Annotated in this window: 15 protein-coding genes; 4 read left to right on the forward strand and 11 right to left on the reverse strand. The window is 48.0% G+C overall.

All coding sequences use genetic code 11. The features are described 5' to 3' along the window. Positions 1–2: 2 nt before the first annotated feature. The 9 genes from HP399_RS17535 to HP399_RS17575 all read right to left on the reverse strand — a co-directional run bounded on the left by HP399_RS17535 (position 3) and on the right by HP399_RS17575 (position 6,314). Positions 3–692 (reverse strand): response regulator transcription factor, encoded by a 690-nt coding sequence (locus tag HP399_RS17535; RefSeq protein ID WP_007727348.1) that lies wholly within the window; start codon positions 690–692, stop codon positions 3–5. A gap of 11 nt (positions 693–703) precedes the next feature. After that, the gene (locus tag HP399_RS17540; protein ID WP_173617810.1) at positions 704–1,288 is read right to left on the reverse strand and encodes a TVP38/TMEM64 family protein; all 585 of its coding nucleotides are present in this window, start codon (positions 1,286–1,288) and stop codon (positions 704–706) included. Continuing rightward, positions 1,276–1,416, reverse strand: coding sequence for a hypothetical protein (locus tag HP399_RS17545; RefSeq protein WP_173617811.1), 141 nt, complete (start codon positions 1,414–1,416; stop codon positions 1,276–1,278). Before HP399_RS17545 ends, HP399_RS17540 begins: the two co-directional genes overlap by 13 nt. Beyond that, positions 1,416–1,910, reverse strand: a complete 495-nt coding sequence (locus HP399_RS17550) for a GyrI-like domain-containing protein (RefSeq protein ID WP_173617812.1) — start codon at positions 1,908–1,910, stop codon at positions 1,416–1,418. Before HP399_RS17550 ends, HP399_RS17545 begins: the two co-directional genes overlap by 1 nt. Positions 1,911–1,992: 82 nt before the next feature. After that, on the reverse strand, positions 1,993–2,922 hold the full coding sequence (locus HP399_RS17555; RefSeq protein WP_173617813.1) for a helix-turn-helix transcriptional regulator: 930 nt from the start codon (positions 2,920–2,922) through the stop codon (positions 1,993–1,995). A gap of 377 nt (positions 2,923–3,299) precedes the next feature. Further along, positions 3,300–3,509 carry a hypothetical protein gene (locus tag HP399_RS17560; protein ID WP_007727355.1) on the reverse strand — a complete coding sequence of 70 codons (210 nt, stop codon included), beginning with the start codon at positions 3,507–3,509 and terminating at the stop codon, positions 3,300–3,302. 76 nt (positions 3,510–3,585) lie between these two features. After that, positions 3,586–4,419, reverse strand: a complete 834-nt coding sequence (gene eutC, locus HP399_RS17565; RefSeq protein ID WP_173617814.1) for an ethanolamine ammonia-lyase subunit EutC — start codon at positions 4,417–4,419, stop codon at positions 3,586–3,588. A 20-nt stretch (positions 4,420–4,439) separates the two neighbouring features. Beyond that, entirely contained in the window at positions 4,440–5,801 is a 1,362-nt protein-coding gene (locus HP399_RS17570; RefSeq protein ID WP_047069121.1) for an ethanolamine ammonia-lyase subunit EutB, read from the reverse strand. A gap of 138 nt (positions 5,802–5,939) precedes the next feature. Further along, a complete protein-coding gene (locus HP399_RS17575) occupies positions 5,940–6,314 on the reverse strand; it encodes a response regulator (protein WP_007727358.1) in 375 nt (124 codons plus the stop codon). Positions 6,315–6,580: 266 nt separating this feature from the next. On the opposite strand from HP399_RS17575, the gene HP399_RS17580 reads away from it, so the two are divergent. Both HP399_RS17580 and HP399_RS17585 read left to right on the forward strand, forming a co-directional pair. Beyond that, entirely contained in the window at positions 6,581–7,675 is a 1,095-nt protein-coding gene (locus HP399_RS17580) for a bifunctional transcriptional activator/DNA repair enzyme AdaA (protein WP_173617815.1), read from the forward strand. Between the two features lie 12 nt (positions 7,676–7,687). Continuing rightward, positions 7,688–9,160: an MFS transporter gene (locus HP399_RS17585; RefSeq protein ID WP_228088279.1), complete on the forward strand. Its 1,473-nt coding sequence runs from the start codon at positions 7,688–7,690 to the stop codon at positions 9,158–9,160. Between the two features lie 72 nt (positions 9,161–9,232). On the opposite strand, the gene HP399_RS17590 is transcribed toward HP399_RS17585, so the two are convergent. After that, positions 9,233–9,673, reverse strand: coding sequence for an Rrf2 family transcriptional regulator (locus HP399_RS17590; protein WP_012686286.1), 441 nt, complete (start codon positions 9,671–9,673; stop codon positions 9,233–9,235). 155 nt (positions 9,674–9,828) lie between these two features. On the opposite strand from HP399_RS17590, the gene HP399_RS17595 reads away from it, so the two are divergent. Next, positions 9,829–11,118 (forward strand): acyl-CoA thioesterase/bile acid-CoA:amino acid N-acyltransferase family protein, encoded by a 1,290-nt coding sequence (locus tag HP399_RS17595; protein ID WP_173617817.1) that lies wholly within the window; start codon positions 9,829–9,831, stop codon positions 11,116–11,118. 70 nt (positions 11,119–11,188) lie between these two features. After that, a complete protein-coding gene (locus HP399_RS17600) occupies positions 11,189–11,527 on the forward strand; it encodes a histidine triad nucleotide-binding protein (RefSeq protein WP_007727375.1) in 339 nt (112 codons plus the stop codon). A gap of 10 nt (positions 11,528–11,537) precedes the next feature. Here the strand turns inward: HP399_RS17600 and HP399_RS17605 are convergent, their stop codons facing one another. Then, on the reverse strand, positions 11,538–12,515 hold the full coding sequence (locus tag HP399_RS17605) for a YpdA family putative bacillithiol disulfide reductase (protein WP_173617818.1): 978 nt from the start codon (positions 12,513–12,515) through the stop codon (positions 11,538–11,540). Positions 12,516–12,568: the final 53 nt, after the last annotated feature.

Consider the following 12,568-nt stretch of genomic DNA (forward strand, 5'->3'; position numbering starts at 1 on the left):
CCTCACTTCTTCATGGGATCGTCAAAGCGATAGCCCAATCCATACACCGTCTTGATATACTCCGGTTGCTTCGGGTCTACCTCTATCTTTTGGCGAAGATTTTTGATATGCGTATCAATGGTTCGGTCGTATCCTTCGAAATCAAAGCCCATGACCTCACGCACGAGCTCCTCCCTGCCCCACGTTCTCCCCGGATAACGGACAAGCGTTGTGAGCAAGCGGTATTCATTTGGCGTAACCTCCAAAGCGACTCCATTTTTCGTGACTCTCTTCTCATTCATCGAGATCGTCAAGTCTCCCACCTCGATGAAATCGGAGAGTGTTGAATAATCGCCCGCACGACGCATGACGGCCCGAACACGTGCTACGAGTTCTCTCGGGCTAAAGGGCTTGATCAAATAATCATCAGCGCCTATCGTAAGCCCACGAATCCGATCCGCCTCTCCACTTTTCGCCGTTAGCATCAAAATCGGGACACGAGACTCTTTGCGAATTTGGACGCAGACTTCTTCCCCGCTCAGATCAGGAAGCATCAGGTCCAAAATGATACAGGTCAATGAAATTGTCGTGGCCATTTCCACTGCTTCCTTGCCTGTTTGGGCGGTCAGAACATGATAGCCTTCCTTTTGCAGATAGGAGGACAATATTTCTAAGATTTGCGGCTCATCATCGACTAGCAAAATGGTAGACATGTGAATCCTCCCTACTCCTCTTGTGTTTGATCCTTTCCTTTTTTCCAGAAAAGCAAAAAGACGAGAGCACCTGCCAATAAGGCAAAGAGCAAGCGAAACTTGTTTTCACTAAAAGTAATCAGATCATGACCGACGAATGTTTCAAAAACCATCGACGGCACTTTTCCAATCAAGGTCGCTACTAAAAATTGCACGAAGGTGATATTCGTCAAAGCCGCACCTAAATTGATCACACCGGAAGGCATCATCGGATTTAACCGGAGCAAAACGATGGCCAGACATTTGCGAAAACTCGTCGTTCCATTGATGGCATGTACCCATTTGAATGATTTCAGCTTTTCGCGCCGATCTGCTTTTTTGATCGTGAAGCGGTAAAGGAAGAAGGCAATGCAAGCACCAACCACCTCTCCCGTCAAAGAAATCAAGAACCCTCCGTACAAGCCAAACACGACCGCATTCGCACCCGATAAAAAAATGGACGGCAATACACCTGCCACACTGATCACGATGTTCAATAAAATACTACCGATAATCCCCAGCATCCCCAAAGAGCGAATCCACTCTGCCAGAGCTTCTATATTCGTTATCCAATCCATCCGTCTGTATGACTCCCCTCTGCCACTTCTCTCTCTAGAGTAAACGAAACTTGTGAAGAAATCATGGAAAAAAGCAAAACAGCCGTAGCCTGATCGACTACGACTGCTTGTATGATTTCCTGCATCATTATTCTTCTGAAATCGCGATGTACAAATCCACTTGTGCGTTGTTGGGATCAGCGCAGCGCACTCCGTCATATCGCTCGAAATCTCCGGTAAACGTCCGCTGGTTCCCCGGTTGATGGGACCACTCCCACACCTTTGCCCATGCTTCCATCACAACCTCTACCATCGGGCCTACACGAGTCGTAAATACGGCATAGGTAGAAGCCGGCAGAGTCTTGACCGTGAGTTCAGAAGGAAGCTCACCTTTCTTTTCTACAACGGTTCCTACTAACAAAGAGTACTCGCCTGTCTCGTCACTATCGTAGTCGGAATACACACCCAGAACAACACCCGGCTCTTTTTGATGGGGAGTTTTGAAGGGACGCTCTTCTTGATAATAGCGCTGCCACAGCTCCCCAATTTTCGCATTCGGTCCGCATTCCGCCTCATTGGTTGTACGAATTTGCAAGCCTGCTACACGCATTTCATCCAGTTTGACAATCGTTGGGTTCATCATTAACCACGCCCCTGTAAGAGTTTGTTTACATGACTTAGTATAACGACCGTACCCTGACAACTATCTGTCAACATTCCAACGTTTATTCATAAAGTTTCGCCATTTTTTTTATCGTATCCCCAATTCTCTGCCTCACATATGCAGGCTCATGTACACACAAGGCATCACCAAAGCTAAGCAGCATACCAGTTAACCACTCATCGTCTGTCATCTTCGTTCGTACCAGCAACGATCCATCCTGCATGGTCTCTATCTCTTCTGGCGCAAACATATCTCGTACCCTTACATGTACACGCGGCGCAAATTCGAGAACAAGAAAAATGCGCTCCGCTGTATCCCATTCTTCGAGCCATTCCAGTTTCTCTACCTGATACGGGCGAGGAGAAAACTCCTCTGTCAGTACAGACATGTCTGCAATCCGTGACAAGCGAAACAGACGATCCTCCTGGCGCTGTAAACAAAAGCCATACACGTACCACACATACCCCTTGATAATCAGTGTTATAGGCTCAATGGTGCGCTCTGTCGCATCGCCTTGTATTTTCGTATAGGTGATCCGCACACGAAGCCTCTTCTCGATGGCTTCCCGCAGCTTGTTTACTTTTTCGGCGATCGCGGGTGTACTGCCCCACGGATTAAAGTCATAAACAACGGGATGTGCACTTCCTTGCAGAGAGGATGGTGCAGTGGTGAGCAACGCTTTTATTTTTTCGAGAAGCTGTCCGATTTGCTTATCGTCTGTGGAGGAATGAACCCCTTTTAGCGCAGCAATAACCGCAACCAGCTCGTCCAAGGATAAGTATTGCCGATCGATCGTAAAATTCTCCATGATCTCGTATCCACCGCTTGCCCCAGGGTACGCTACGATCGGAATTCCGGCTGCGTTAATCGTTTCTAAATCCCGATAGACCGTACGCAAGGATACTTCGAAGTGGTCGGATAGTTCACGAGCGCTCACACGGCGCTTATTCAACAGCATGATAACAATAGCGAGTAGCCGTTCTACCTTCATGATCGCCCTCACTTTTCTTTTTAGGCAACATAGTGGAGGAGAAGAAAAAGCACAGTTCTCTTCGACTCTGACACGCCAGCAGGGGGGATTGACTGCTCGTCTCCACTTCAAAAAGGGGACCGTCGAGCCAAAGCCACCCTACGGGCGGAAGTTTCTCAAAGGAGAAGTGTTCGACGAGCGAGGTCCCCTTTTTGGAGTTCCGACTGGGTAGGCGTTGTCAAGGTCTACGAGCCCTGTGCTTTTTCTTCTCACTAGCTTAGTTGGTTTATCGATAACTTTTAAAAATTTGAAGATCATTCCGTATGAATGATCATACAAAAAAGGAATCTGCAGCCTAAAGTTGCTGCACATTCCCTTTTTGCCTTGCTCATTCGAAACTATACGCCCATACGTCTGCGTTGATTGTTTGGTTTTTTGGTGAGCTGGCTTTTCATGCTCTGATTTTGCGCCTTTTGATTCAATGGATTATTGGCTTGTGCTTGCGCTTGTTTTTTCTCCGCCATTTTGCGCTTCATCGCCTCTTGCAGGCTGATCTTCCCAGGCTTTTGCTCAGTGGTTTCTTTTTCGTTTTGGTTTGGCTCCGTCATGCGTAGCAACTCCTCATAGAAATTGGTTATCTTCTATGTATTCTAGTGCAAGACAGGAGGAAGCGCCAGTGGGAATCTACCCGTTATTCGCCCGAAGCTGTGATAATTTTACACCGCTCGCCTGGTACTTCAAAATTTCCTCCAAAAGCTCTGCAAGGTACGCACCTGCCTCAATTGGTAGCGTGCCACCCTTATGAATATTAGAAATAACCGTACGATCTGATTCTACCGTATTGGCATCCGGTTTGTAAATCATGTAAGCACTGAGACTTTCTGCCGTTGCAAGCCCCGGTCTTTCCCCGATCAAGGAAATGACGACCTTGCATTTTACGATAGACGCGACCTGATCTTGAATCCAGACGCGACCTTTGTTAATGAACACTGGCTTTCCTACACTGATGTTTCTCATGGAAAGACCTTGGATTAACGCAGGCAGCAAGTCTGGAATCGTCGCCTCACACGCCGAGGTGCTGAGTCCGTCCGAGATGACGATTTGAACGTCTTTTCCTTTATCTCCATTCTGCTCCAGCCAACGAGCGGATTCATCCGATAACATCCGGCCCGAGTCGAGGTTCATTAAATACTCCTCCATGCTCGTCGCTCTTGAATGGAGAACAGGAAGCTGCAAGCTCTCGATCAGTTCCGGACTGATTGTTTTCATGACCGCATCGCGAGCCGCTGCCTGATCTATGCGAAATTGCAGATAGCTACCCGTCTTCATTCGGGTACCCGCCCGTCCGATTCCGATACGAGCCGGCGTTCGCTTCATCGCTTGCTCCAATGCTTCTGGATTGTTAGGGTTCTTTACCCCGCATTGCTTTTGCTCAGGAAAATCAATCACGCCCTGCCCTATTTTGGACAGCTCATCCATTACGCGCTGGACCAAATCGTCCATATTGATCTGTTTCATCTTGCTTCCCTCCCCACTCGTTAGTCAAAAATGGTTAAATCGCCTGCACGCTCTGTCAAACGACCATTTTCCATAATGCCCATTTTTTCCAACCATTTCTCGAATTCCCGGAGAGGTCGCAGTCCCAAGAGCTCGCGGTAGCTGGCGTCATCGTGGTAGCTCGTGTCTTGGTAACTGAGCATAACATCGTCCCCACCTGGTACGCCCATATAAAAATTCGCCCCTGCCAAGGTCGTCAGCATCCCCGCAATCTCTTGGTCATTCTGATCCGCATACATGTGATTCGTGTAAGTCGGAGCGATCCCCATCGGCAAACCATGCAGCTTGCCCATGAACAAGTCCTCCAGATCGGCCCGAATCATCTGTCTGCCATCATAAAGGGTTTCTGGTCCGATAAAGCCAGAGACGTTATTGACCATGAACGGCTTCCAGTGACGGCAAAAACCGTACGTACGTGCTTCCAGCGTCTGCATATCGACGCCTTCATGAGAGTCCAGCGACACTTCAGAGCCTTGTCCTGTCTCAAAATACATGACGTTTGGTCCCGACGCTGTGCCTTTTCGAAGCATCAAATCCATTGCCTCATCCAAAATCTCCTTGTTCACGCCAAACGCATCATTCGCTCGTTGTGAACCTGCCAGACTTTGGAACATCAGAGAAATGGGCGCTCCGCCGCGAAGAGCCTGCATCTGTGTCGTGATGTGGGCCAGTACGCAGTTTTGCGTAGGGATTTCCCACTTTTGCATGAAATCATGTGTCATTTTCAAGAGCTTGGTAACGCTTTCAACGGAGTCATTATTGGGGTTAATTCCAATGACAGCGTCGCCTGATCCATATGACAAGCCTTCCTTCATTGAGGCCAAAATGCCATCGGGATCATCGATGGGGTGATTCGGCTGGCAACGGAACGCCAGTCTTCCCGGCTCACCAATCAGTGTGTTGCAGTACGCTTGATGCTTCATTTTTTGTGAAGCCATGACTAGATCAATGCTGGACATCAGCTTGGCCGTAGCGGAAATCATCTCGCTAGTAAGTCCACGGCTAATTCTTGTGAGTTCTGGCATTCCTGTGGAAAACGACAAGATGTACTCCCGTAGCTCCCCTACCGTCCAATTTTTAATCTCATCGTAAATAGAGAGATTGATATCATCATAAATGATCCGAGTCACTTCGTCTTTTTCGTACGGAATGACTGGATTTTCATATATATCACGAAGTTGCATTTCGCTTAATACGACTTTCGCCGCCATCCGCTCCAGTGCGGAATTGGCAGCTAGTTTACTCATGTGATCGCCAGACTTTTCTTCACTCGCTTTAGCCAATACATCACGAACCGAAGTAAACTGGTAATGTTGTTTACGTACAACGCAAGCCAATTTCATCTCTAGCTTCACTCACTTTCTTTTGAACTTTCCGTAAACTCTATCTCATGGAACGTAAAAAAGCGCTTCGAAACATAAGACGAAATGCTCGCCTTGGTCCAAGCGCCGTTGCTCTTCATACGATTCACTTTTTTGCGTTCATTGTTTACCCGTAAGCACGAACTCCACTGCCGGTAGCAGTTCTTCTTCCATGACGGGTTTGACCAGATAGGCACATATCCCTTTCGCTTTGGCTTGCATGACCATGTCCTTTTGACTGTATGCAGTCAAGAGAAGGATAGCCGCGTCCGAATGCTCTCGGATAATCCCAGTCGCTGTCAAACCGTCCATAATTGGCATTTTAACATCCATAATAATGAGATGCGGATTCCACATTTGCGTCAATCGAACGGCCTCTTTGCCGTTTTTTCCTTCAGCTACGACGTTATATCCCTGCTCTTGCAACATCTCGACCAGGTCCATACGCGTTATGGGGTCGTCGTCTATGATGATGACTCGATAATGCTGACGCAATACTCCACCTCCCGATCACCAGTGAACGGACGTGCCAACTACTCATCATTTCCATACGCAACCGACGCCATTGTCGGTTTATCGCATATTTCTGAATACGTTTATTATATCTATATTTTCAGGCTAATTCCAGCTTAAATCCAGCCCACCCTTCGCCCTCGTTATTTTATAGTGAAGGAACGAGAAAAAAATCAATGTACGATTTTCGGCTGCAGCCATTTTTGGTGAGCGATAAAATGAAAACATAAAAATGGAGGGGGAAACGAATGATAACGGCCGAGATGAAGTCCGAGTATTATCAGGCGTTACTGGATAAAAATTCGGAATACGAAGGTGTCTTTTTTGTTGGAGTCAAGACAACCGGCGTATTCTGTCGCCCGACATGTCCAGCAAGAAAGCCTAAGTTTGTTAATTGTGAGTTTTTTGATCATGCCAAACAAGCACTTCTGGCCTCATTCCGGCCCTGCCAGCGCTGCCGTCCGCTTTCACATCCCAATCATGTTTCAGAACTTGTGCGTCTGCTAGTAAACGCTGTAGAAGAAAACCCCGAGCAGCGCTGGACGGAAAAAGACTTTCAAAGATTATCCGTGGACGCTGCAACAGCGCGCCGCCAATTCAAAAAGCGCTTTGGCATGACGTTCGTCGAATATGCAAGGGCGCGACGGATGGGGATTGCGCTAAAAGAAATCAGAGAAGGAAAAGCAATCATCGATGCCCAACTATCCACCGGGTACGAGTCCAGCAGTGGTTTTCGAGACGCATTTTCACGAATTATGGGGGCAGCCCCTACTCTTCTTGGAAATCATCATGTCTTAAAGGCATCGTGGCTGGATACGCGACTCGGTCCCATGATAGCTATCGCAGATGAAGAAATGCTATATCTACTTGAATTCATTGATCGCCGCGGCTTGGAACGAGAAGTTGAACGTCTTAGACAAAGAACGAAGTCAGCGATTATCCCTGGTTCCACAGCGCCAATCCGTTCAATTGAACGTGAGTTAGAGGCGTATTTTGACGGAAAGATAACAGAATTTGCAACGCCTTTGTTCTTGGGCGGATCGCCTTTTCAAAGAATGGTCTGGGAGCATTTACAAACGATCCCCCCCGGTCAAACTTCATCCTATTCCGATGTTGCAGCAGCTATGGGGAAACCAAGCGCCTTTCGTGCTGTCGCTCAAGCAAATGGTGCGAATCAGTTAGCGATTGTCATCCCTTGTCACCGTGTCATCAACTCCAATGGTGATTTGGGTGGGTACGGGGGAGGACTTTCACGTAAACGCTGGCTGCTTCATCATGAAAAAGAAACACCCGCCCCATTTGACTCGGATTCGAGAAAAATCCGGCAAATGGATCATGGATGAATAAGCAAAGGAGTGTACAAATTGACACCCGTACAATCGAATAAATGGGCTGTTTTATCTGTGGTCACGCTTGTTTCGTTCATTACCAACTTAGACGCGACGATTGTGGTTATCGGTCTTCCTGCTATCATGGAAGATTTGCGCATTCCGATCAACATTGGTATGTGGACGATTACCGCTTTCTACATCATGAGCACATTATTTTTGCTTCCAGCTGGGCGTTGGTCGGATATGCTCGGTACCAAGCGCATTTTTTTATGGGGGCTCGCCTTGTTCACGATTTCCACTGCGCTTTGCGGTTTTGCGAACTCAGGCGCAACACTGATCGGTGCACGACTCCTTCAGGGGACTGGTGCTGCAATGGCAATGGCATCAGCAACACCAATCCTCATACGGACATTCCCACCCAATCAGCTCGGAATTGCTCTCGGGATTAACAACCTATCATGGGTAACTGGATCACTCATCGGTCCGGTGATCGGAGGCGCGCTTATCGGTGGTTTCGGATGGCGATCCATCTTTTTTGTAGCTGTCCCCGTTGGAGTCATTGGCTTGATCGCTGGCCTCCTAGTTCTCAAAAACACGCCGCCAATCGAAAAGGGCAAGACTGACTGGCCGGGCATTTTGACCTTTGGACCAGGGTTAGTCGCTCTGCTTGTCGCACTATCTGAGGGGCAGTCTTGGGGTTGGACATCTGTACTTACACTTAGCCTCTTTGCAACCGCTCTACTTTTTTGGATAGCATTTGTACTCATCGAGCTACGTGTCCGGCATCCACTTTTTCCTCTAAGCCTTTTCACCTATCGAAACTATTCGATTGGTCTTGGAATTACGATGAGTTATTGCATTGGTTACTTCGCCGTCACCATTCTCCTGATGCTATATCTGCAAGGGGCACATCGCTTAAGCCCTTTGGAAGCGGGATTGTTATTGATCCCCTTATCCATTCCGCAACTCTTCACGGCCCCCTTTGGCGGTAAACTTGCCGACCGTTTTGGCCCCGTGCGCATGATTCTGTTAGGATCATTTCTAATAGGCTTAGCCCTACTGCTACTTGGACAACTTGGTTCTCAGTTATCGAGCATGGCTGTGATTATCCCGCTTCTTATCATATCCGCCGCCACTGGTCTGTCCTGGCCGTCGCTCGCGAAAGCAGTCCTATCTGCCGCTCCGCAAGAGCGCGCTGGCTCCGCTTCAGGCATGTTCTGGACCGTCTACGAAATGTGTCGAGCAATAAGTCAAGCTCTTTCATTGGTAGTCGTACAACTAAGCGTCAAGTCTTCAGCCGTCTTGCCGCTATTTTCCGAAACGGGAGCTGGAGAGCTCGCTCAATCGAAGAGTGACTTGATCTATGCAACGAACAACGGTTTCCGATTCTTTGCCATCTTCTTCGCTATCGCAATCGTGTTAGGATTTTTTCTCATGAGGCCACAATTAAAGAAAGACAGCTGGAAGGAGAAGAAAATAGCCCGCCCATCCGGATGAGCTGTGCAAGCATTGTTGCTGGCACTCCTTCCTCGCAAAAATGCCCTCGCTTACGCAAGGGCATTTTTGTTCTTACTGCGCTTTTTCGGTTATTTTTTGACGTAGGTTATCTACGAGCTCGGACATTTTCACTCCGCCCAAAATCTCCTCCATGGCATGCTGCGCACGGGTCAAAATCAACTCTAGCACAAATTGTATATTCGCTCCCACTGGACAATCGGGATTCGGTTGCTCATGGATGTGAAAAAGTTGCCCTTCTTCCACGACATCGACTGCACGGTAAATCTCTAGAAGCGTGATTTGATCCAGTTCCTTGGCGAGAGAAGCGCCGCCAGCTCCGGCACGTACGTTCACGAGCCCAGCCTTCTTCAACAGCCCCAGCACACGTCGGATCACGACCGGATTCGTATTCACACTACCTGCGATCCATTCGGAAGTGCAATGCGAATTAGAATCAATGGAAAGCAGTGATAAGATGTGGACCGCAATGGAGAAACGGCTGCTGATTTTCATACGTAGTCACCCTTTCGTTGTAATGATTATAGTTACACCCCGTGTGAGAAGTCAAGTTAACCATACCGTCACATTTCGTCACGTCGAACTTTTATTCATTCTACTATAATGACTGTGTCAAGTGTTCCCGTAATCTGGAAGGAGTGTTGACAAAAATGATGCTTCCACAAATTGAAGTTACGCCTGCTACAGCCTTGATAGATGTTCCCGTCCATATTACACTCAGCGGGTTTGTCCCGAATCAATTAATCACCCTTCATGCTACTCTAAAAAATGGGTTGCCGGGAGGAGATTTGACTGCATCATCACATGCCATCTTTCAAGCGGACGCAAATGGCTCAGTCGATTTGGTTTCTCAAGCCCCCTTGTTTGGTACCTATGAGGGAATTGATCCGATGGGGCTGTTCTGGTCTATGAATGTACAGACCATGCGTTTTTATCATGCTTATTCTCTGGACAATTTTCAGTTCACCCCACGCTCCACCGAGATAGAATTAACGGCAGAAGTCTGCGATAAACCCGTAGCGAAAGCAGTCGTGAAACGTATTTTTGTCTCCCGAGACGTATCGATACAGAAAGTGACAGACCATGGGCTAGTCGGTCTGTTTTTTTCAAACCCCCACACAGAGCAAAGACCCGCCATTGTCGTACTTGGTGGAAGCGAAGGTGGAATTGGCTCCTGCTCACAATTCGCTGCTTTGTTCGCCTCTCACGGCTATCCAGCGCTTGCACTCGCTTACTTCCAATGCAATGATCTTCCTGAGGATATTCGCCAGATCCCGATCGAATATGTTCAACGCGCCATTCATTGGCTACAGCAGCAGCCCTCCATACATCCTGATAAAATTACGTTATTCGGACGTTCCAAAGGAGCAGAATTGGCATTAGTCACAGCATCGATCGATCAATATGTACATGCTGTCATTGCTTCGAGTCCCAGCTCTACTGTTACGATCGGGACGGATAAGGCATTTGCTGGTTCAGACACGTTCTCCCCACATTCCTCTTGGTCGTTACAAGGAGAGCCTCTTCCATTCGTGTCATGGACAGAGGAGCAGACAAAAGTCTCGCAGGTGCGGCTCGACGCTGGTCAACGTATCGATCACATCCATGCCGAAGCATGGGCTGCTTGTGAGTGGTTAGAAGATGCCGAAATTCCGGTAGAAAAAATCAATGGTCCGATCCTCTTCCTCTCTTCCGATGACGATCACTGGTGGCCAGCAGCAGAGCATTGCGAGCAAATGGTCGAGCGGTTGAAGAATCATCAGTTTGCTCATCAGGTGGTGCATTTGCGTTATCCAGATACAGGTCATGGGATCCGTTTTCCATACATACCGACTACCCGCACACAACTCAATGGTGGTACGCCCAAAAATAATGCCTACGCATCTGAGCACTCTTGGCGTGAGGTTCTTCAGTTTTTGGAACGGACTTTTCCAGAGTAAAAAACAGGGAAAGCCTACTCGCATGACGAAGTAGGCTTTATCTATCATTTTAGAAAGGATGTATAGCCCTATGGACTGCCTATTTTGCAAAATTGTAAACGGAGACATTCCGTCTAAAAAAGTGTATGAGGACGAGCATGTATTGGCTTTTCATGACATTAATCCTGTTGCCCCTGTTCACGTCCTGATGATTCCGAAAAAGCATATTCAATCCGTTCTAGCTATCGAGCCTGAGGACAAGGAGCTGATCGGTCACCTCCATCTGTCGCTGCAAAAAGTAGCAGAAACAATGGGCGTGAACGAGGATGGCTTCCGTATCGTAACCAACATTGGTAAACACGGACAACAAACCGTCTTCCATCTGCACTACCATCTCATCGGTGGCAGACAATTGGAGTGGCAGTTCTAATCACTAGTAGCTACTGCTCCGTTTGAGTGGCAATGTGGCGGGCGATACCTTCACCGTGAAACCTTCCATTTTCAATAAAAATAGCGTTTGCGTGATGGCCCGCCGCAATAACTCCTGCAATATAGAGACCTGGAATGTTCGTCGCCATCGTCTCGGGATGATGCGCAGGGATTCCCGTTTCCTCTTCAATCATAACGCCTAACGAATGAAGGAATGTACGATCCGGACGGTATCCAATCAAAGAAAACACATGATCATTGGCAAGCGTAATGACTTCCTCCCCTGTTTTCACCCTGATGGAACGCTCCTCAATGCTCTCGACTGTTGCATCGAACAGCATATGGATGCGTCCTTTTTTGATCAGACTCTCAAAAACAGGCCTTGTCCATGCCTTGACCTTGTCAGATAGCTCCGTTCGGCGGCAAATCACCGTTACTTCTGCTCCAGCCCGCTCCAGTTCCATCGCCGCGTCTACGGCAGAGTTGTTTCCCCCTATTACCGCTACTTTCAGCCCTGTATAAGGATGTGCTTCCTTATAGAAGGATGAAACCTTCGGCAACTCCTCGCCCGGTACATGCAGTCGATTCGGATTATCAAAGTAACCTGTGGCAATCACCAAGTTTTTCGCTTCGTACGTATGTTTATTGGCGAATCGGTCCGTTGTCGTGACTTGAAAACCAGTTGGCGTCTTCTTCGCTTCCGTCACCGTTTCATATACGTTCACGCGCAATTTTTCTCGCGCTACTACCAATCGATAGTAATTGAGTGCCTCCTGTCTGGTCGGCTTGTCGTTCGCCGTTGCAAAAGGGACACCCCCAATTTCCAGTAAATCAGGTGTGCTATGAAAAATCATGTAGGTCGGGTAGCGATAAATCGAATGGACAAGCGACCCTTTTTCAATAATGATGGGATCAAGCCCGGCTCGCTTGCAGGCAATTGCCGCTGCCAGTCCACAAGGCCCACCGCCTACAATCAGTACGTCTTCCATTTCTCTCCGCCTCGCTTCATTCTCTCTATTCTTATTCCTCCATCATATCATAT

It is taken from the genome of Brevibacillus sp. DP1.3A (assembly GCF_013284245.2).
Classification (GTDB): domain Bacteria; phylum Bacillota; class Bacilli; order Brevibacillales; family Brevibacillaceae; genus Brevibacillus.

Coding starts and splice junctions, on each gene's coding strand:
- HP399_RS17535 (WP_007727348.1), bottom strand. CDS start 692: ATGTCTACCATTTTGCTAGTCGATGATGAGCCGCAAATCTTAGAAATA.
- HP399_RS17540 (WP_173617810.1), bottom strand. CDS start 1,288: ATGGATTGGATAACGAATATAGAAGCTCTGGCAGAGTGGATTCGCTCT.
- HP399_RS17545 (WP_173617811.1), bottom strand. CDS start 1,416: ATGATGCAGGAAATCATACAAGCAGTCGTAGTCGATCAGGCTACGGCT.
- HP399_RS17550 (WP_173617812.1), bottom strand. CDS start 1,910: ATGATGAACCCAACGATTGTCAAACTGGATGAAATGCGTGTAGCAGGC.
- HP399_RS17555 (WP_173617813.1), bottom strand. CDS start 2,922: ATGAAGGTAGAACGGCTACTCGCTATTGTTATCATGCTGTTGAATAAG.
- HP399_RS17560 (WP_007727355.1), bottom strand. CDS start 3,509: ATGACGGAGCCAAACCAAAACGAAAAAGAAACCACTGAGCAAAAGCCT.
- eutC (WP_173617814.1), bottom strand. CDS start 4,419: ATGAAACAGATCAATATGGACGATTTGGTCCAGCGCGTAATGGATGAG.
- HP399_RS17570 (WP_047069121.1), bottom strand. CDS start 5,801: ATGAAATTGGCTTGCGTTGTACGTAAACAACATTACCAGTTTACTTCG.
- HP399_RS17580 (WP_173617815.1), top strand. CDS start 6,581: ATGATAACGGCCGAGATGAAGTCCGAGTATTATCAGGCGTTACTGGAT.
- HP399_RS17590 (WP_012686286.1), bottom strand. CDS start 9,673: ATGAAAATCAGCAGCCGTTTCTCCATTGCGGTCCACATCTTATCACTG.
- HP399_RS17595 (WP_173617817.1), top strand. CDS start 9,829: ATGATGCTTCCACAAATTGAAGTTACGCCTGCTACAGCCTTGATAGAT.
- HP399_RS17600 (WP_007727375.1), top strand. CDS start 11,189: ATGGACTGCCTATTTTGCAAAATTGTAAACGGAGACATTCCGTCTAAA.
- HP399_RS17605 (WP_173617818.1), bottom strand. CDS start 12,515: ATGGAAGACGTACTGATTGTAGGCGGTGGGCCTTGTGGACTGGCAGCG.